The sequence below is a fragment of the Vibrio sp. D54 genome (assembly GCF_021728075.1).
GTDB classification, from domain to species: domain Bacteria; phylum Pseudomonadota; class Gammaproteobacteria; order Enterobacterales; family Vibrionaceae; genus Vibrio; species Vibrio alginolyticus.
This window is the reverse complement of record NZ_JAKKCS010000005.1, coordinates 293,145-313,051: the sequence shown is the minus strand read 5'-3', so window position 1 is coordinate 313,051 and position 19,907 is coordinate 293,145. Positions and strand designations below refer to the sequence as shown.

20 protein-coding genes are annotated in these 19,907 nt (G+C 45.8%); 12 read left to right on the top strand and 8 right to left on the bottom strand.

Annotation, left to right across the window (positions count from 1 at the left end):
- The first annotated feature begins 43 nt into the window (after nt 1-43).
- From leuA to L3V37_RS09935, 5 genes are all read left to right on the top strand, one after another.
- On the top strand, nt 44-1,591 hold the full coding sequence (gene leuA / locus L3V37_RS09955; RefSeq protein ID WP_005379685.1) for a 2-isopropylmalate synthase: 1,548 nt from the start codon (nt 44-46) through the stop codon (nt 1,589-1,591).
- Nucleotides 1,592-1,673: 82 nt separating this feature from the next.
- Nucleotides 1,674-2,765, top strand: coding sequence for a 3-isopropylmalate dehydrogenase (gene leuB / locus L3V37_RS09950; protein WP_213971578.1), 1,092 nt, complete (start codon nt 1,674-1,676; stop codon nt 2,763-2,765).
- 185 nt (nt 2,766-2,950) lie between these two features.
- Entirely contained in the window at nt 2,951-4,351 is a 1,401-nt protein-coding gene (leuC, locus tag L3V37_RS09945) for a 3-isopropylmalate dehydratase large subunit (protein ID WP_005379681.1), read from the top strand.
- 11 nt (nt 4,352-4,362) lie between these two features.
- Nucleotides 4,363-4,965, top strand: a complete 603-nt coding sequence (gene leuD / locus L3V37_RS09940) for a 3-isopropylmalate dehydratase small subunit (RefSeq protein ID WP_042522424.1) — start codon at nt 4,363-4,365, stop codon at nt 4,963-4,965.
- A 335-nt stretch (nt 4,966-5,300) separates the two neighbouring features.
- The gene (locus tag L3V37_RS09935) at nt 5,301-6,083 is read left to right on the top strand and encodes a DUF547 domain-containing protein (protein ID WP_213971577.1); all 783 of its coding nucleotides are present in this window, start codon (nt 5,301-5,303) and stop codon (nt 6,081-6,083) included.
- Between the two features lie 140 nt (nt 6,084-6,223).
- Here L3V37_RS09935 and djlA read toward each other — a convergent pair whose 3' ends face one another.
- Nucleotides 6,224-7,078, bottom strand: coding sequence for a co-chaperone DjlA (gene djlA, locus L3V37_RS09930; protein WP_005383076.1), 855 nt, complete (start codon nt 7,076-7,078; stop codon nt 6,224-6,226).
- A 266-nt stretch (nt 7,079-7,344) separates the two neighbouring features.
- On the opposite strand from djlA, the gene lptD reads away from it, so the two are divergent.
- From lptD to apaH, 6 genes are all read left to right on the top strand, one after another.
- Entirely contained in the window at nt 7,345-9,690 is a 2,346-nt protein-coding gene (gene lptD, locus L3V37_RS09925) for an LPS assembly protein LptD (RefSeq protein WP_005379673.1), read from the top strand.
- A 59-nt stretch (nt 9,691-9,749) separates the two neighbouring features.
- Nucleotides 9,750-11,033: a peptidylprolyl isomerase SurA gene (gene surA / locus L3V37_RS09920; protein ID WP_005379672.1), complete on the top strand. Its 1,284-nt coding sequence runs from the start codon at nt 9,750-9,752 to the stop codon at nt 11,031-11,033.
- A complete protein-coding gene (gene pdxA / locus L3V37_RS09915; protein ID WP_005383085.1) occupies nt 11,023-12,021 on the top strand; it encodes a 4-hydroxythreonine-4-phosphate dehydrogenase PdxA in 999 nt (332 codons plus the stop codon). Before surA ends, pdxA begins: the two co-directional genes overlap by 11 nt.
- Entirely contained in the window at nt 12,018-12,827 is an 810-nt protein-coding gene (gene rsmA / locus L3V37_RS09910) for a 16S rRNA (adenine(1518)-N(6)/adenine(1519)-N(6))-dimethyltransferase RsmA (protein WP_005379669.1), read from the top strand. Before pdxA ends, rsmA begins: the two co-directional genes overlap by 4 nt.
- A gap of 75 nt (nt 12,828-12,902) precedes the next feature.
- Complete coding sequence (gene apaG / locus L3V37_RS09905; protein ID WP_005379668.1) at nt 12,903-13,283, top strand: Co2+/Mg2+ efflux protein ApaG; 381 nt, start codon at nt 12,903-12,905, stop codon at nt 13,281-13,283.
- A 15-nt stretch (nt 13,284-13,298) separates the two neighbouring features.
- Entirely contained in the window at nt 13,299-14,105 is an 807-nt protein-coding gene (gene apaH / locus L3V37_RS09900) for a bis(5'-nucleosyl)-tetraphosphatase (symmetrical) ApaH (RefSeq protein ID WP_213877113.1), read from the top strand.
- A gap of 269 nt (nt 14,106-14,374) precedes the next feature.
- On the opposite strand, the gene folA is transcribed toward apaH, so the two are convergent.
- The 6 genes from folA to rplU all read right to left on the bottom strand — a co-directional run bounded on the left by folA (nt 14,375) and on the right by rplU (nt 18,311).
- Entirely contained in the window at nt 14,375-14,854 is a 480-nt protein-coding gene (gene folA / locus L3V37_RS09895; protein WP_005379666.1) for a type 3 dihydrofolate reductase, read from the bottom strand.
- 9 nt (nt 14,855-14,863) lie between these two features.
- The gene (locus tag L3V37_RS09890; protein ID WP_005379665.1) at nt 14,864-15,337 is read right to left on the bottom strand and encodes a threonine/serine exporter family protein; all 474 of its coding nucleotides are present in this window, start codon (nt 15,335-15,337) and stop codon (nt 14,864-14,866) included.
- Nucleotides 15,337-16,137 carry a threonine/serine exporter family protein gene (locus tag L3V37_RS09885; protein ID WP_130544790.1) on the bottom strand — a complete coding sequence of 267 codons (801 nt, stop codon included), beginning with the start codon at nt 16,135-16,137 and terminating at the stop codon, nt 15,337-15,339. The genes L3V37_RS09890 and L3V37_RS09885 overlap by 1 nt, the downstream gene beginning before the upstream one ends.
- Before the next feature lie 196 nt (nt 16,138-16,333).
- Nucleotides 16,334-17,509 (bottom strand): Obg family GTPase CgtA, encoded by a 1,176-nt coding sequence (gene cgtA, locus L3V37_RS09880; protein ID WP_005383091.1) that lies wholly within the window; start codon nt 17,507-17,509, stop codon nt 16,334-16,336.
- A gap of 212 nt (nt 17,510-17,721) precedes the next feature.
- Entirely contained in the window at nt 17,722-17,979 is a 258-nt protein-coding gene (gene rpmA / locus L3V37_RS09875; RefSeq protein WP_005383095.1) for a 50S ribosomal protein L27, read from the bottom strand.
- Nucleotides 17,980-17,999: 20 nt separating this feature from the next.
- Entirely contained in the window at nt 18,000-18,311 is a 312-nt protein-coding gene (rplU, locus tag L3V37_RS09870; RefSeq protein ID WP_005383096.1) for a 50S ribosomal protein L21, read from the bottom strand.
- Between the two features lie 256 nt (nt 18,312-18,567).
- Between rplU and ispB the strand changes: the two genes are divergently transcribed.
- The gene (gene ispB, locus L3V37_RS09865) at nt 18,568-19,539 is read left to right on the top strand and encodes an octaprenyl diphosphate synthase (RefSeq protein ID WP_005383097.1); all 972 of its coding nucleotides are present in this window, start codon (nt 18,568-18,570) and stop codon (nt 19,537-19,539) included.
- A 94-nt stretch (nt 19,540-19,633) separates the two neighbouring features.
- On the opposite strand, the gene L3V37_RS09860 is transcribed toward ispB, so the two are convergent.
- Nucleotides 19,634-19,825: a hypothetical protein gene (locus L3V37_RS09860; protein ID WP_005379661.1), complete on the bottom strand. Its 192-nt coding sequence runs from the start codon at nt 19,823-19,825 to the stop codon at nt 19,634-19,636.
- Nucleotides 19,826-19,907 lie beyond the last annotated feature (82 nt).

Below are 19,907 nucleotides of genomic sequence, written 5' to 3'. Positions count from 1 at the left end.
GATTCACTTGCGCGAAAGTGCAGAAATCAGGAAGGAAGCAAACATGAACGATCAGGTCATTATATTCGACACCACATTGCGTGATGGCGAGCAAGCGTTGTCAGCAAGCTTGACGGTTAAAGAAAAACTGCAGATTGCCTATGCGCTGGAAAGACTCGGCGTTGATGTTATCGAAGCTGGCTTCCCAATCTCTTCACCAGGTGATTTCGAGTCTGTACAAACCATCGCAAAAAACATAAAAAACAGTCGAGTTTGTGCCCTTTCGCGTGCCGTTGCGAAAGACATTGATGCTGCCGCTGAAGCATTAAAAGTGGCTGACCAATTCCGTATTCACACGTTTTTAGCCACTTCCACCATTCACGTAGAAGACAAACTACGCCGCAGCTACGACGATGTACTAGAAATGGCAGTCAACGCCGTTAAACATGCACGTAACTACACTGATGATGTCGAGTTTTCTTGTGAAGATGCTGGTCGTACTCCAATCGACAACCTATGTCGCATGGTAGAAGCCGCCATCAATGCAGGTGCGAGTACAATCAACATTCCAGATACCGTTGGCTACACCGTACCAAGTGAGTTTGGTGGGATTATTGAAACTCTATTTAACCGCGTTCCGAACATTGATAAAGCGATCATCTCCGTTCACTGTCACGACGATTTGGGGATGTCAGTTGCCAACTCTATTGCCGCCGTTCAAGCTGGCGCACGTCAGATAGAAGGAACGATCAATGGCATTGGAGAGCGAGCGGGTAACTGTTCACTTGAAGAGATCGCAATGATCATCAAGACGCGTCAAGAGTTTTTGGGCGTTCACACTGGCATTAAGCATGATGAAATTCACCGCACCAGTAAGTTGGTTAGCCAGCTATGCAATATGCCGATTCAAAGCAATAAAGCAATTGTGGGTGCAAATGCGTTTAGCCACTCTTCAGGCATCCACCAAGATGGCATGTTGAAGAATAAGAATACCTACGAAATCATGACCCCTGAGTCTATTGGCCTAAAAAACCAAGCTCTGAACCTAACCAGCCGCAGCGGTCGCGCTGCCGTGAAGAGCCATATGGACACCATGGGTTACAACGAAGACGAGTACAACCTAGACGCGCTGTATGCGGATTTCTTGAAACTTGCTGATCGCAAAGGCCAAGTGTTCGATTACGACCTAGAAGCCCTAATGCACTTCTCGAACTTACGTGAAGAAGATGACTTCTACAAATTGAGCTACCTAAGCGTGCAGTCTGGCAGCGTAATGGCCACCACCAGCATCAAAATGCAATGCGGTGATGAAGAAATGTGTGAAGCAGCGGTCGGTAATGGCCCAGTTGATGCGCTATACCAATGTATCTACCGCGTGACAGGCTACGACATCGTTCTGGATAAATTCGACCTAACCGCGAAAGGTGAAGGTGAAGATGGTTTGGGTCAAGCAGACATCATTGCCAACTACAAAGGTCGCAAATACCACGGTACGGGTGTTTCCACCGACATCGTTGAGGCTTCCGGCCAAGCATTATTGCACGTTATTAACAGCATTCATCGTGCAGATAAAATCGAAGAAATGAAGCAGAAAAAGATTGCGACTGTGTAATAACAACCGGGCTACACGGCTCAGGAAAGAACACGCTCGTTGAAATAATTAAGCTCAAAATTAGAAAACTTAAAGGATTAACATGACAGACAAATCGTACAAAATTGCCGTCCTACCCGGTGACGGCATTGGCCCGGAAGTAATGGCGCAGGCACATAAAGTATTGGATGCAATCGAAAAGAAACATGGTATTGCGTTTGAGCGTGACGAGCATGGTGTAGGTGGTATCGCGATCGACAATCACGGTTGCCCACTTCCAGAGAGCACAATAAAAGCATGTGAAGAGTCTGATGCAGTCCTATTCGGCTCGGTTGGCGGCCCTAAGTGGGAGCACTTACCACCAAATGACCAACCTGAACGCGGTGCCCTACTGCCACTACGCAAACACTTCCAACTGTTCTGTAACTTACGTCCAGCGCAAATTCACTCAGGTCTTGAAGCCTTCTCACCACTTCGTGCAGACATCTCAGGCCGTGGTTTTAACATCGTCGTGGTCCGTGAACTGACTGGTGGTATCTATTTCGGTCAACCAAAAGGCCGTGAAGGCGAAGGCGCGACAGAAAAAGCATTTGATACTGAGGTGTACCACCGCTTTGAGATCGAACGTATTGCAAAAATCGCTTTTGAGTCTGCTCGTCTACGTCGCAATAAAGTGTGCTCTATCGACAAAGCGAACGTTCTACAAAGCTCTATCTTATGGCGTGAAGTAGTCGAAGAAATCGCAAAAGACTACCCAGATGTCGAGTTGTCACACATGTACATTGATAACGCGACTATGCAGCTTATCAAAGACCCTGCTCAGTTCGACGTAATGCTGTGTTCAAACATCTTCGGCGACATCATTTCTGATGAATGCGCGATGATCACAGGCTCTATGGGTATGTTGCCATCAGCAAGTCTAAACGAAAGCAAATTCGGTCTGTACGAGCCAGCAGGCGGCAGTGCACCAGATATCGCAGGTAAGAACATCGCTAACCCTGTGGCACAAATCCTATCTGCTGCACTGATGCTGCGTTATAGCCTAGGTGAAGAAACGGCGGCACAAGACATCGAAACGGCAGTTTCAAAAGCACTATCAGCGGGTGAGCTAACGGGTGACCTTGCTGGTGACAACCCTGCACTTTCGACGTCTGAGATGGGCGATAAGATCGCTGAGTACATCTTAAACTCTTAATACAAAACAGATTCATAATAAATACTAAATCCTCGGTCAACCAATGGCTTTCCTCTAAGTCATTGGTGCAATAGCAAGGCAGCAAGCCCATTTATATTAAGGCGTTTAGTTCGCTAAATAACTGGATAAATGGGTGTCGCTAACGCAGTTATTGCGGCAAAGGCGACGAGGAAAGGAAGCAAACAATGGGCAAAACATTATACGAAAAAGTCTACGACGCACACGTTGCCGTCGCAGCAGAAGGGGAAAACCCAATCTTGTACATCGACCGTCACTTGGTACACGAAGTGACGTCTCCGCAAGCATTTGACGGCTTGCGTGAAAAAGGTCGTAAAGTGCGTCAGGTCAGCAAAACTTTTGCCACCATGGACCACAACGTTTCGACAACCACCAAAGACATCAACGCATCCGGTGAGATGGCTCGTATCCAGATGGAAACGCTATCGAAAAACTGTGAAGAGTTTGGGGTTACGCTTTACGACATTAACCACAAATACCAAGGTATTGTGCACGTTATGGGTCCAGAGCTTGGTATTACCCTACCCGGCATGACCATTGTTTGTGGTGACTCGCACACTGCTACACACGGTGCATTCGGCTCGCTAGCTTTTGGTATTGGTACATCTGAAGTTGAGCACGTATTAGCGACTCAAACGCTAAAACAAGCGCGCGCTAAAACGATGAAGATCGAAGTGAAAGGCAAAGTGGCTCCGGGCATTACTGCGAAAGACATTGTGCTAGCAATCATCGGAGAAACGACAGCAGCTGGCGGTACAGGCTACGTGGTTGAATTCTGTGGTGAAGCGATCACAGACCTTTCAATGGAAGGCCGCATGACCGTATGTAACATGGCAATTGAGCTAGGTGCGAAAGCCGGTTTGATTGCACCAGATGAAACCACGTTCGAATACATCAAAGGCCGTAAATTCTCACCTCAAGGTGCCGACTTTGATGCAGCAGTAGAATACTGGAAGACATTAAAAACGGACGATGATGCTCAGTTTGATGCAGTCGTGACGCTAAACGCAGCAGACATTAAACCACAAGTCACTTGGGGTACTAACCCAGGCCAAGTGATCGCGGTAGATCAACCTATCCCAGCACCAGAAAGCTTTGCCGACCCAGTAGAAAAGGCATCGGCAGAAAAAGCATTGGCTTACATGGGCCTAGAGGCAGGCAAGTCATTATCTGACTACAACGTCGATAAAGTCTTCGTTGGTTCTTGTACTAACTCACGTATCGAAGACATGCGCGCAGCCGCTGAAGTAGCGAAAGGTCGCAAAGTCGCGCCTCACGTTCAAGCGCTAATCGTTCCTGGCTCTGAGCAAGTAAAAGCGCAAGCAGAAGCGGAAGGCTTGGACGTTATCTTTAAAGAAGCGGGCTTTGAGTGGCGCCTACCTGGTTGCTCGATGTGTCTAGCAATGAACAATGACCGTTTGGGTCCACATGAACGTTGTGCGTCTACTTCAAACCGTAACTTTGAAGGCCGCCAAGGTCGTGATGGCCGTACCCACCTAGTGAGCCCTGCGATGGCAGCGGCAGCAGCAATTGCTGGTCACTTTGTAGATATTCGTGAACTAGACTAAGGAGCAAACCAATGTCAGGCTTTAAACAACACACAGGCTTAGTTGTTCCTCTAGATGCAGCGAACGTTGATACTGATGCCATCATTCCAAAGCAGTTCCTACAAAAGGTCTCTCGCCTAGGCTTCGGTAAGCACCTATTCCATGACTGGCGCTTCCTAGACGATGCTGGCGAACAACCGAACCCAGAGTTCGTGATGAACGCACCTCGCTACCAAGGCGCTTCTATCTTGCTGGCTCGTGAGAACTTCGGCTGTGGCTCATCTCGTGAGCACGCACCGTGGGCACTAGCGGATTACGGCATCAAAGCGATGATCGCTCCAAGCTTTGCCGATATTTTTTACGGCAACTCAATCAACAACCAAATGGTGCCAGTTCGTTTGACTGAACAAGAAGTGGATGAAATCTTCCATTTTGTTGAGGCGAATGAAGGTGCAGAAGTCGAGGTCGACCTAGAAGCGAATGTGGTTCGTGCCAACGGCAAAGAGTACAGCTTTGAAATCGATTCGTTCCGTCGTCATTGCTTGCTAAACGGTTTGGACAACATTGGTCTAACCCTTCAGCACGAAGATAAGATTGCCGAGTACGAAGCGAATATTCCAAGCTTCTTGCGTTAAGACGCGTTAGTAAATACACAAATCAAGGGCTGGCAATTGTCGGCCCTTTTAATGTTTTGGGTAACTGTTCTCATATCGCTTTGCTTACAGAATACCGAACGCCTCTGTTGAAATTCGTCATCCTGAACAGCGACGAAGGAGTGTAATTCAGGATCTACTGCCAGAGCGCACTGTGCAGATTCATACTGTCTTTACTCAAGAGTTTGTGGGTATTAGATTCCTGATATCGCTTATGCTCCTCAGAATGACGGCGAATAAAGGCCACTGATTACTGAAAGAAAACAAGCACTAAACTGGTCTACACTATCAACAATATCTCATTCAAAGGTATCTCTATGAAGCGTCTGTTATTGCTGTTGTGTGCTCTGGTTTCTTTCTCGACATTTTCCGCTCCAAAATCCGACTTATGGCCATATTGGAAACAATCGAATCAAGCCAACCAAACCCTAATTTCTCATCAAGAATGGCAACAACTACTCGATACTTATTTAGTTGAACAAGGCGAGAATACCTTGTTTCGTTATAGCCAAGTCTCCTCTGTCGATAAAACTAAGCTGAAACAATACATCCAGCGTTTGGCAAAACTAGACCCTCTACAATACAACCAAGCAGAGCAATATGCCTATTGGGTAAACCTTTACAACGCCATCACGGTAGATCTTATTTTGGATAACTATCCAGTCGAATCAATCACCAAGCTAGGTGGTTTATTTAGCTTTGGTCCTTGGGGAGACGATGTGGTCGTGGTCAACGGGAAGGATCTAACTTTAAACGATATTGAACATCGAATTTTGCGTCCAATTTGGAATGACCCAAGAACGCATTACGCGGTTAACTGTGCCAGCCTAGGATGCCCTAATCTGCAATCTCAAGCATTCACTGCTGACAACACGCAAGCTCTACTGGATAGTGCCGCCAAAACATTTATCAACAGCAGCAAAGGCGTATCTATCCAAGGAAACACGGCGCAGCTGTCTTCTATTTATGATTGGTTTGCAGCGGACTTTGGTGGAGAGAAACAAGTCTTCAACCACATCGCAAAGTATGCTCCGCAATACAAAAACTTCTCTGGCAAAGTGAAATACGAATACGATTGGGACTTGAATCAAGCCAACTAAACTGGGGGGATGTGAGGTCAATTAGCATTAGGGACATGATAGGCCAAAAGCTAAAGACACCGACAACTCAAAGACTAAGACATGAAAAAGGGCACTGAGTGCCCTTTTTTACATCCAAATGTTTGATAGAAAACGTCCGACTACTTAAAGCCTTTAACCTTCTTAATAAGATCGTAAGCGTTTTGAATCTCTTGAGATTTCTCTTTCGCGACGTTCATCATCTCTGGTGGTAAACCTTTAGCCATCAATTTGTCCGGGTGATGCTCGTTCATCAATTTACGATAAGCACGCTTGACGGTTTTACTGTCGGCATCTGAAGACACATCCAGAATTTTGTACGCGTCAGCCAGTTGATCTGCTTGTGAAGCTTGTTGCCAGCTACCACCAGAAGATTGGCCTTGATGCTGACCATGAAAACCGCCCTGGCTTTGGAAACGAAATGCGGCTTCTTGCATTTGCAAACGACGCTCTAATTGCTCAGAAGAGAAACCCAAACCACGTGCAATCTTGTGTAGTACATTTCGTTCACTCGGGTGGATCGAGCCATCTGCAAAGGCCGCCGAGATTTGCAGCTCTAAGAAAAATTGCAACAAGTCAAAGCGACCAGCTGTCGAAATTTTCACACGAACAAGAACATCTTCTAACGGAAAGTCGCTGTCTTTACCTTCACGAAACGCGTCTTGCGCTGCGCGACGCTGTTCGCCATGCAAATTCATGCGGTCCATCATGGCTGAAGCCAGTTGGATTTCCTCTTTGGTGACTTGGCCTTTCGCTTTTGCCACATGTCCCATTACCGCAAACGCCGCTTTAAAAAACTCTTCTTGGCGCTGAGCTTGACTTGGCCCTTTTCCAAAGCCGCCAGTAGAGAACCCGGCTTGACTCAAGCGACGTGCTTTATCGAATTGATGGCCAATAAATAAGCCAAAGAGTAAACCTAGCGGCCCGCCAAGTAACAAGCCAAAAAAGGCACCCAGAATTTTGCCAAAAATATGCATTATGTGTTCTCTATCAATGAATTTTTATCGACGACGGCGGTCTTATAGTGCCGGATGCAACGATTTCCTTTATGATAATGGAATTAGTTTTATTTCGGCTAGGCCATTTCGCCTGCTTATCTTTGCAGCTATTTTGTCGTCATTATGCCACAGTGAATCAATACGCTGGGATAAATGCGACTATAGTTGATTCATTTGGCTATTACGCTAGGGTACAACAAGCCCTATAGCCATCGAGTAGTAGTGACACAGGAAAGTTCAATTCAATGCAACATTTCTCCCGCACATTTTTAGCGGCCTCTATCAGCACCGCCTTGTTTGTACCCACCACTCAAGCTGAAGCGAATATCCATGATAGTGTGCAGGAAATGCCCGCCACAGATCAATGTTTGGTCGATACAAGTGGCGAGGAGGACGCTCTTAATACCCCAGTAGTGGTAGAAGCTGACACCCTGCAAGCCATCAATGGTGACAAAGCTCAGTACTCAGGTAATGTACAAGTCACCCAAGGCCAGAAGAAAATTACCGCAGATAGCGTAACGCTGCACCAACAAGACAACGTCGTGGTTGCCGAAGGCAACGTGACTTTCAATGACGGCCAAGTCAAAGCTCGATCTGATCGTGTTACTAACGACATTAATCAAGATACGTTTTCACTTGAGAACACCGATTATCAGTTCCTTTGCCAACAAGGCCGAGGCACTGCAGCCTATATCGCCCGCACAGGTCAGTCGGTTTATGAACTCGAAGACGGCTCTATCACATCGTGCCCTCAAGGCGATAATTCATGGCGATTGGTTGCGTCAGGCATCGATGTTGACCAAGATGAAGAGACAGCGACGCTGCACCATCCTCGATTTGAAGTGTTAGATGTGCCTGTTTTCTATGTGCCGTATCTAACCATGCCAATTGGAGATACGCGTAAAACGGGTTTCCTCTTCCCTTCTTTATCGTATGGTTCTAGTGATGGTATGGAAGTCGAGGTGCCATTCTATTGGAACATCGCGCCTCAATATGACATGACACTCACCACGCTCTATATGCAGCAACGTGGTACAAAACTCGATACTGATTTCCGCTACCTAACAGATGGTTGGGGAAATGGGGAAATCAAAGGCGAATACCTCAATAGTGATCGCAAATATCAGGACGAGTCTCGTTGGGGCTACCAAGTTAAACACGACGGTATCATCAATAAACAGTGGATAGTCAAAGTCGATTACTCAAAAGTGAGTGATATTGATTACTTCCTCGATCTAGACTCCGACATTGGTAACCGTGAAGATGGTCAACTGGTTCAAGAAGGACAAGTACAATATCGTTCTGACTTCTGGGATGCCTCGTTAACCGTTCGTGACTTCCAAATCTTATTGAAAGAAGAGAACCGCCCTTATCGCCTGCTTCCTCAGTTAGACTTGAACTACTACACGCCGTTGTGGGGAGACTACCTTAACTTTGACGTGAAGAGCCAAGTGAGCCGCTTCGATACCAGCGATGCTGCGCGACCAAATGCGACCCGTGTTCACATTGAACCAGGGCTTACATTACCACTCTCAAACTCATGGGCAACGTGGACAACAGAAGCGCGTGTGCTCTCTACGTATTACTCTCAAGACTTAACGGGTTTGACAGATGTAAACTTGCAAAACCAGTTGGATGATGAAGTTTCTCGTGTTATTCCTGAGTTCCGTACGCATGCGCAACTTTACTTAGAGCGAGATACAAGCTGGATCAAGGGCTACACCCAAACACTGGAGCCTCAGCTGCAGTACTTGTACGTACCTGAAGAAGATCAAACCAACATCTACAACTACGATACCACCTTGCTACAAACCGACTACTACGGGCTATTCCGCAGTCGTAAGTACAGTGGCATTGATAAAATCGCCTCGGCGAACCAGTTAAGCTACGGTGCGAGTACTCGCTTCTTTGATGATGACTATAAAGAGCGTCTTAACGTTTCATTTGGTCAGATTTACTACTTCGATAAAAAGACCAAACTGAGCAACAGCCCAAATCTTCCGGATGAGACCACCAATTACTCATCATGGGCGATTGAAGCTGATTTCAACTACAACGATTACTTGTTCTATCACGGTGGAATTCAATACGATATTGATTTGAGCTCCATGCAGTTGGCAAACAGTACCTTGGAATACCAATTCAACGGCGGCTTTATTCAGGGTAACTATCGCTACGTTACGCGTGAATACATCGAAGATACGATCATTCTCGAAAACCTAGACACAATTACTCGTAAAGGTATTTCTCAAGCAGGTATTGTAGCGGCCTACGAGTTCAACCCGAACTGGTCTGCGAGTGGTCAATACTACTACGACCTCAATGAAAATGCGGACCTAGAATGGTTAGCGAGCCTGCGTTACCAATCTGACTGTTGGTACATTGGCGTCACTTACTCAAACCAATTGCTTGGTTGGGAAGACCAAGCTATCGGCAGCACCGGGGCATCACCTGAATACGAAAATAACTTCAGCGTTAACTTCGGTATTCAAGGCTTTGCGACCAACCAGCGTGAAGACACTGCTGTCAAAGAACTGGATGGTTCTGACAACGCGATTAAGTACGGCCGCCCATTCTATCTGAACAATTAATCAAAATAGGCGTCTTAAATGAATAAGACGCCTATTCAAAAATACTGACGGAATTTTAAATGAAAATTTGGAAATCAATCTTATTCACGACCCTACTCTCTTGCGGAGCGGTTGCAGCACCAGTAGAGATCGATAAGGTTGCGGTCATCGTGAACGACGGTGTAGTTCTACAAAGCGACATCGAAACAGCGATGAAAACGCTGCAAGCCAACGCTCGTCAAAGTGGAAAGAGCTTACCTTCTACCAGCGTGTTAAAAGAACAAGTCGTTGAAAAACTTATCATTGATACGTTGCAAGGCCAAGAAGCAGACCGTATTGGTGTGCGTATTGACGACAACCGTTTAAACCAAGCGATTGCAGAGATCGCACGTAATAATGAGCAATCGGTAGAACAACTCGCTGCTTCTGTAGAAAGTGAAGGTTTAAGTTACCCAGAATTCCGCGAACAAATTCGTAAGGAAATCGCCGCATCAGAAGCTCGCAATGCACTGGTTCGTCGCCGTATTAATATCCTTCCAGCAGAGGTCGATAGCCTTGCTGAGCAACTATCACAAGAAACCAATGCGACTGTTCAATACAAAATTGGACACATTCAACTGCGCTTCTCTGACGATAAAGAAAAGTCAGCTGTAGAAGCAGAAGCTAAAGCGCTCGCGAAAAAGCTAAACGAAGGTGCAGACTTTACGGAGATGGCCTACACCTACTCAAAAGGTCCTAAAGCTTTACAAGGTGGTGACTGGGGCTGGATGCGTAAAGAAGAGATGCCAACCATCTTTGCTGATCAGATCAAGATGCAAAACAAAGGCAGCATTATTGGTCCTTTCCGTAGTGGCGTTGGTTTCCACATCCTAAAAATAGAGGATGTAAAAGGCCTAGAAACGGTTGCGGTAACGGAAGTAAATGCGCGTCATATTTTGATTAAACCAACCGTGATTCTGAGCGACGAAGGGGCGAAGAAGCAACTGAATGAATTTGTACGCCGCATCAAAGCCGGTGAAGCAACGTTCGCTCAATTGGCAACACAATACAGTCAAGATCCTGGCTCGGCAGCACAAGACGGTGAACTAGGTTATCAAACACCAGATCTTTACGTGCCAGAATTTAAGCACCAAGTAGAAACTCTGCCAGTTGGCTCAATCAGCGAACCGTTCAAAACCGTTCACGGCTGGCATATCGTTGAAGTGTTGGATCGTCGCCAAGTTGACCGCACTGACTCAGCGATGAAGAACAAAGCTTACCGTATTCTATTTAATCGTAAATTTAATGAAGAAGCGGGCGCATGGATGCAAGAGCTACGCGCAAGTGCGTTTGTTGAAATCGTGGATGACAACAATGACAACTAATACAATTCGTAGAATTGTCGTAACCGCAGGGGAACCTGCGGGTATCGGCCCAGACTTAGTGCTTGCCCTATCGAAAGAAGATTGGGCGCACCAAATTGTCGTCTGTGCCGATAAGAATATGCTGACGGAGCGAGCCAAGCAGCTTGGCATCGAAGTCCAACTGTCTGATTACAATCCAGAAGAAGCACCTAAAGCACAAAAAGCGGGCACGCTTATCGTTGACCATATCCAAATATCGGAACCTGCGGTCGCAGGCGAGCTCAATGAAGCGAATGGCCACTATGTACTAAAAACGCTAGAAAGAGCGGCTTTAGGCTGTATGAATGATGAATTTGATGCTATTGTCACCGGCCCTGTTCATAAGGGGGTGATTAATCGCGCAGGTGTTGCATTCAGTGGTCATACTGAATTTTTCGCCGAGAAGTCACAAACGCCGCTAGTCGTAATGATGCTAGCAACGGAAGGACTGCGCGTGGCGCTGGTTACAACACATATTCCTTTAGCTTATGTGTCCAAAGCTGTCACCGAAGAGCGATTAGAAAAAATCATCGATATTCTTCATAAAGACCTTGTAGAAAAGTTTGCTATCGCACAACCAAACATCTACGTTTGCGGGCTTAACCCTCATGCTGGCGAAGATGGCTGCTTAGGTCGTGAAGAGATCGAAACCATCACTCCGACACTGGAAAAAATTCGACAAGAAAAAGGTATCAACCTGATCGGCCCTCTGCCGGCTGATACCATTTTCAATGAAAAATATTTAAATGATGCTGATGCTGTTTTAGGCATGTACCATGATCAAGTATTGCCAGTATTAAAATACAAAGGCTTTGGTCGTTCAGTAAACATTACTCTTGGTCTACCTTTTATTAGAACATCGGTGGACCACGGTACTGCATTAGATCTGGCAGGGACAGGTCAAGCGGATACAGGGAGTTTCCGAACAGCGCTCACGCATGCGATAGATTTGGTAGAGAAGAAACAATGAGAAATGATGTCCATTTAGGACACAAAGCGCGTAAACGTTTTGGTCAAAACTTCCTGAACGATCCATACATTATTGATGGAATCGTATCAGCGATTAACCCAAAACCAGGTCAAAACCTGGTTGAAATCGGTCCTGGTCTTGGTGCTATCACTGAGCCAGTAGGTCGTGAAGTAGATAAGTTCACAGTTATCGAATTAGACCGCGATCTGGCGGAACGCCTACGTACTCACCCTGAACTGGCAGATAAGTTGACCATCCATGAGGGTGACGCTATGCGTTTTGACTTCACTCAACTAGTGAAGCCAAACAACAAGCTGCGCATTTTTGGTAACTTGCCATACAACATCTCTACACCATTGATGTTCCACCTTTTTGAGTTCCATAAAGACATTCAAGACATGCACTTTATGCTGCAAAAAGAAGTGGTAAACCGCTTAGCCGCCGGCCCTGGCAGCAAAGCTTACGGCCGTTTAACGGTAATGGCTCAGTACTACTGTAAAGTGGTACCAGTACTGGAAGTGCCGCCAACGGCATTCGTTCCACCACCGAAAGTGGATTCTGCCGTTGTTCGTTTAGTGCCTTACGAAGAGCTGCCATGCCCGGCGAAAGATCTGCGTTTGCTCGATCGCGTTTGTCGTGAAGGCTTTAACCAACGTCGTAAAACAGTTCGTAACTGCTACAAATCGTTGTTAAGCACAGAAGTACTAGAAGAGCTAGGTGTTAATCCAAGCATGCGTCCAGAGAACCTGACGCTAGAACAATTCGTAGCAATGGCGAACTGGCTTGCGGATAACCCGCAGCACTAAGAACTCAAACAATGAGCCAAACCCTTGTAGGTTTGGCTTATTATTATTGGGATATTACGTTTCTGAGGAGTGCACATGGACGTCATTCAACCTTGCATCAAAATTCAAGTTCACACCAAATACATCGAAGAACAGTCCAACCCAGAGCTACAACGCTACGTTTTCGCTTATATCATCACCATCAAAAACCTTAGCCAGCAAACCGTACAGTTAGTGAGCCGCCGCTGGCTAATCACAGACTCGAATGGCAAGCAAATGACGGTTGAAGGTGACGGAGTGGTAGGCCAGCAGCCCTTTATTCCAAGCAATGATGAATACACGTACAGTAGCGGAACCGCGTTAGAAACCCCTGTCGGCGTTATGCAAGGACACTACAAAATGCTGGATGAGAAAGGGCAAGAGTTCATCACCGAAATCGAACCATTTCGCTTGGCTGTTCCAAATGTTTTAAATTAGTAAATTGGAGATTCAGTGGCTACCTATATTGTTGGTGACATCCAAGGCTGTTTTGATGAATTGCAGCGACTACTAGAAAAAGTATCTTTCTCTGCGAAAAAAGACCAACTTTGGCTTGCTGGTGATTTGGTCGCCAGAGGGCCTAAATCACTAGAAACGTTACGCTTTGTCAAGTCACTTGGCGCAAACGCAATCGTCGTGCTTGGTAATCACGACCTTCACCTTCTCGCAGTGGCTCACGGGATAAAAAAGGTCAAAGACAAAGATAGAACCGCACCTATTTTCACGGCCCCTGACAAAGAGGAACTACTGACATGGCTAGCTCAGCAACCTCTAATGGCCGAGCATGACGAGTTCGTGATGTGTCACGCTGGCATATCACCGCAGTGGAATCTAAAAACAGCGAGAAAGTGTGCCCGTGAAGTTGAGCGCATCATCCAAAGTGAAGAGCTGCCTTGGCTATTAAAAAACATGTACAGTAATCAACCTGATTCCTGGGATGACTCTCTACAGGGTTTGGACCGATACCGTTATATTATCAATGCTTTTACGCGGATGCGCTTTTGTTTCCCTGATGGTCGTTTGGATATGGATTGTAAATTGCCACCGCAACAAGTTTCCGGTAACGAACTTATTCCATGGTTTGATGTGCCTAAACGTATCCACTTAAACAAAGCGGTGCTCTTTGGGCACTGGGCTGCACTACAAGGCTATATGAACAACGAAGTCATCGGGCTAGATACTGGCTGCGTTTGGGGAGGAAGCCTGACCATGATCCGTTGGGAAGATAAGAAAATTTTTACTCAGGATGCGTTAAGTTAAACACTGAATAACAGTCGATAATCCATAGTAGGAAGAATACCTGTCACTTAACACCTCCTGTAGGGTCATTCCAACGAGCCTTAACGAGACTAGGAATCTAATATCCTCGCGCTGCGAATAGATAGAAATACCTTTGACAACAAAGTACTCGTATAGAGGCTCCTGAATCTCGCTCTTTCGTCGCTTTTCAGGATGACGGTAGGTTGGGATGGCCGCTCGCTGTTATACGAACGGCATTACCGTATTAACTACGCGGTGTTAATCTCGAATTACTTTTCTAACACAGTAAAGCGCATGTTGTAGGCGTTCTTCTCATCGGCTTGATACATTTCTGAGTAAGTTTCCTTAAACTCGTCTCCCCAATCTGGGAACTGAGTATCACCATCAATGGCCGCTTCAATGTGTGTTACATACAGTTTATTGGCCATAGGCAGACAAGTGGTGTAAATCGCACCACCACCAATGATCATCACTTCTTCCACATCACCTGCGACTTCCAGAGCCTGCTCAATCGATGTTACGGTAGTGACACCTTCGATCTTTAGTGTCTCATCACGGCTAATAACAATATTCAAGCGACCAGGTAAAGGGCGACCAATAGACTCATAGGTTTTGCGTCCCATCACAACCGGTTTTCCCATGGTACAACGCTTAAACCAAGCGAAATCGGCGGGAAGATGCCAAGGCATTTGATTGTCTTTGCCAATGATGCGATTGTCGGCCATCGCGGCAATCATACTAATGATCATGTTAGGTCCTTATACAATTGGTCTGCGGCGATAGAATAACAGCCCCGGAACCGCAAGACCAACTGCTAAACCTGCAATAATAAACATGGCCTTAAGAAAGTTTTCCATACAGGTTGCGACAAGCTCGGGTGAGTAGCCAACATGATTGATTTCTACCATAGCGATCATTGCTTTGTACGCAAACACACCCGGCACCATCGGGATCAAAGCAGCCACAGTAAACACTTTTGGATGCGCGAGAAAACGGTGAGACCAGTACACACCGATCATCCCAACTAACGTCGCGGCAAAAAAGGTTGCCCACTCAATAGGAATGCCAAACTGCATCATCAAGTAGCGGCTACCATGACCAATCGCACCACCAACAGCGCAATACACTAAAGCTCTTTGTGGCACGTTAAAAACCAATGCAAATCCTACGGCGGGAATCGCCGCAAAAAACATGTCATTCAAAAGGCCAAACATCAAATCAAATAAACTCATTAGATTGCCCACCCCCAAATTCCAGTTACACTCATCGCAGCAACGATCCCCAAACATGTCGCCAACGTTAGTAAACTAGCCATCACAAATCGAGCAATCCCCATATTAAAGTGGCCTTTCAACATATCTGCGACAGAGTTAATGAGTGGGAAACCAGGTACAAGCATTAATACTGACGATGCCATTGCTACGGTAGGTAGATTACCGACTTGGTAAATTTCCGCCTGTGCTGAAATTAAGGTAGTCACAAAAGCGGTCGCAGCAAAGTTCAATAGAGGGTTGAAATGACGATGACCAATTTCTTGGCGAACGATCATGCCACCAGCTGAAGCTAAAAAGGTCATGATGAATACTCCCCAATCACCACCAGCTAGATGACTGAATGCCGCACAAGACAAGCCAATCATAAACACCACCAACCAGCGGTTATAACGCTCTGGACTGATAGCGTTCAGCTTTTTCTGCGCCATGGTTGAATCGAGTAAACCACGCTCCATCATGATACAGATTCGTTGAATTTGCGTAATAACGCGCATATTGATGCCACGATCAGCGCAGCTTCGGGTGGTGGTGATGCAGTGCCCATCCATTACCGTCGTCACAACCAATGCATTAGCTGATAGTGCAACCGCAACTTCATTCACCCCACAAGCAAGGCCAATACGACGCATAATATCGCTCACAAGAGTACTTTCAGCACCATGAGCAAGTAGCATTTGTCCGGCTTGGGCGACAAGACGAGAAATCGATCGTTGAGTAGATACCGCCAACTCTCTAGGCGGTATGGTTTCTAGAGTCATAAATAAGTCTAATTCCTTTTAGGGTGTTACTCATTCATACGCGCGAGGGCCAAACTAACCCTCAAAAAAACACGACGTATCAGTTATTGTGCCGTAAATCACATCACCTAAATATGATTTAGATACAAAAAAAGCCGCAATAAATAATTGCGGCTTAATGAATTATAGGCAAACAGGCATTGTTTGACCGTTCTGATTAGTCACGAACGTAGACAACGTGACCGTCATCTTCTTCATCGTCCCAGTCATCCCAATCGTCGTCGTCATCTTCAGTGATAACGTCTTTACCCGCCATCGCATCTTTATGGTAATCATCCCACATGAAGTTAACTTTATCTTCTTCAGCCACTTCTTCCTCTTCGCGAGGCAGGTTATCCATAAAGTCAGCCAGTTTGTAACAAAGCTCTTTAGTACCGTTACGATTGATCGCCGAGATCTTAAAGTACTCGTCTTCCCAACCTAGTGCGTCTAAGATTTCTTGGATCTTCTCATTCGCTTCTTCTTCAGGCATTAGATCAACTTTGTTGAACACTAACCAACGCGGCTTACTTGCCAGTTTTTCGCTGTATTGTTCTAGTTCATCAATGATCGTCAATGCATTTTGCACCGGATCGGACTGATCAATTGGCATAATATCGATCATGTGCAGCAACACTCGACAACGCTCTAAGTGCTTCAAGAATCGAATACCAAGGCCAGCGCCATCTGCTGCACCCTCGATCAAACCAGGGATGTCTGCAACAACAAAGCTTTTCTCTGGTACGACACTTACGACACCCAAGCTTGGGATCAAAGTCGTGAATGGGTAATCAGCGACTTTCGGTTTTGCTGCTGATACTGCGCGGATAAAGGTTGATTTACCAGCATTAGGTAGACCAAGCATACCCACATCAGCAAGAAGCAATAGCTCAAGGCGAATTTCGCGTACTTCACCCTTTGTACCCAATGTTCTCTGACGAGGCGCGCGGTTTACTGAAGATTTGAAACGCGTGTTACCTAGACCGTGCCAACCGCCTTTTGCGATCATCACTTTCTTACCGTGTTCAGCAACTTCCGCCACGATTTCATTTGTGTGGATATCCACAGCGCGCGTACCCACAGGTACACGAAGAACGATGTCTTTACCACGCTTACCTGTACAGTTACCACCGCGACCGTTTTCACCACGCTCAGCTTCGTAGAAGCGCTGGAAACGGTAATCAATCAGGGTATTTAGGTTTTCATCGGCTTGGATATAAACATCACCACCGTCACCGCCATCACCGCCATCAGGGCCACCTTTAGTGATGAATTTTTCACGCCAGAAACTGACAACGCCACTACCGCCATCACCAGCCTGAACTTTTACTACCGCTTCATCTACGAACTTCATCTTTTACTCCGACTACTTCGTGCGTGGATTAAATCTTACTATGTCATCCGACAATTTTAGCAGATGACAGATCTAAGCTCCCAGATTCAAATCGCTTAGGATCTTAGCGAGAAACTTCGATATGTCGACTGCCACAAATAAAAAACCCCGCCGATTCGGCAGGGCTTTTGAATTCAGCTTAAAGCTATTAAGTAATTTGGTTAAAAACCTAATTACTCAGCTTCGATGCTTACAAACTTACGGTTCTTAGGACCTTTCACTTCGAACTTCACTTTACCTTCAGTAAGAGCGAATAGAGTGTGGTCTTTACCGATACCTACGTTGTTACCAGCGTGGAACTTAGTACCACGTTGACGAACGATGATGTTACCTGCAAGTACAGATTCACCACCGAAACGCTTAACACCTAGACGTTTGCTTTCTGAATCGCGGCCGTTACGAGTAGAACCACCAGCTTTTTTGTGTGCCATTGTTAAACTCTCCTAATAGATTAAGCGTTGATACCAGTGATCTTCACTTCAGTGAACCACTGACGGTGACCCTGTTGCTTACGAGAGTGCTTACGACGACGGAACTTAACGATTTTAACTTTATCGCCACGACCGTGTTGTACAACTTCAGCAACAATTTTGCCGCCCTCTACAAGAGGAGCACCAACTTTGATGTCTTCGCCGTTAGCAACAAGAAGAACTTTATCAAATTCTACAGTTGCACCAGTTTCAACGTCTAATTTCTCTAAACGAAGAGTTTGACCTTCGCTTACACGGTGTTGTTTACCACCAGATTGGAAAACAGCGTACATATTTTACTCCGCTTTTTCCGCACAGCCTTTCTTGAGGGTGTGCGCTAAACTAATCATCAATAGGGCGCAGATTCTACAGAATAGATGCTCCTATGACAAGCCATATTTTGAAAAAATTGGCGAAAAGCTAATCGCCAAAGAAAAGTGCGGCAATCATGCCCTTTAGTAATGTATTAATCAACGTTTTTTAGTGTATTATTCGACAATTATATAAATCGAATAAGCCTTGCAGGGTCTAACTTCAGCCGGATATACGATGGATTTTAAAACTATCCAAGCGCTTACTGCCGATGACATGGCAAAAGTGAATGAAACAATTCAAGCCCAACTTAATTCTGATGTCTCTTTAATCAACCAGCTCGGTTTTTATATCGTGAGTGGTGGAGGCAAACGTCTAAGACCGCTTTTAGCGATACTGTCAGCCCGTGCACTTGGTTACCAAGGCAATGGTCATACAATGGCAGCTGCGTTTATTGAGTTCATCCATACAGCGACTTTGCTGCATGATGACGTGGTAGATGAATCAGACATGCGCCGTGGTAAAGCCACTGCGAATGCAGCATTTGGCAATGCGGCTAGCGTATTAGTTGGGGACTTTATCTATACACGCTCATTTCAGATGATGACAGAACTAGGATCCATGAAGATCCTTAAACTAATGAGCAATGCCGTAAACGTGATCGCCGAAGGTGAAGTACAGCAGTTGATGAACTGTAACGACCCTGACACGACAGAAGAAAGCTACATGCAAGTCATCTACTCTAAGACTGCGCGCTTATTTGAATCCGCAACTCAAATCGGTGCAATCTTAAATGATGCTCCTGAGCATGTGGAAATCGCAATGCAAAATTACGGTAAGTATCTAGGCACTGCGTTTCAGCTCATTGATGACGTCATGGATTACACTTCTGATGGCGAAGACATGGGTAAAAATGTGGGTGATGACTTGGCCGAAGGCAAGCCAACTTTACCTCTACTCCATGCTATGCGTAATACCACACCAGAAAACGCCATCATGATTCGTGAAGCGATTGAGAAAGCGAATGGTATGGATCGCTTAGAAGAAATTCTTGCGGTCATGAAAGAAGCAGGCTCTCTGGAATACACAACGCAAAAAGCTCTAGAAGAAGCAGACAAAGCAATCGCAGAACTATCAGTGTTGCCAGAGTCTGAATACAAACAAGCGCTTGTTACTCTGGCTCATGTCGCAGTACAACGCACGAAGTAATCAATAGCTACCCATAACGCAAGACTTATAGCAAAAAGGAAGAGCATGCTCTTCCTTTTTTTACGTTTGATACCTAATGACGACGCCGGAGGCGCTAGTAATATCTGTCACTACCGCCATGCAGTTGTGGATCATCTTCTATTTCATCAAAGCTAACGGCGAGCTGCTGTTCAGTCCCTTGTTTGGACAACAATACCGTCTCTGCTTCATGGTCGACCACTAATATCGTACCGACGCCTTGTTGGCACTCAACAACCATGCCTTTACGGATTCGACTCGCTTCCATCATCTTCTCCTTCACTACGTGGTTTTATTGGAAAGTTTTACGAAGTTGAGAAATCAAGGATCAAAAAAGCCGATCAAAATGA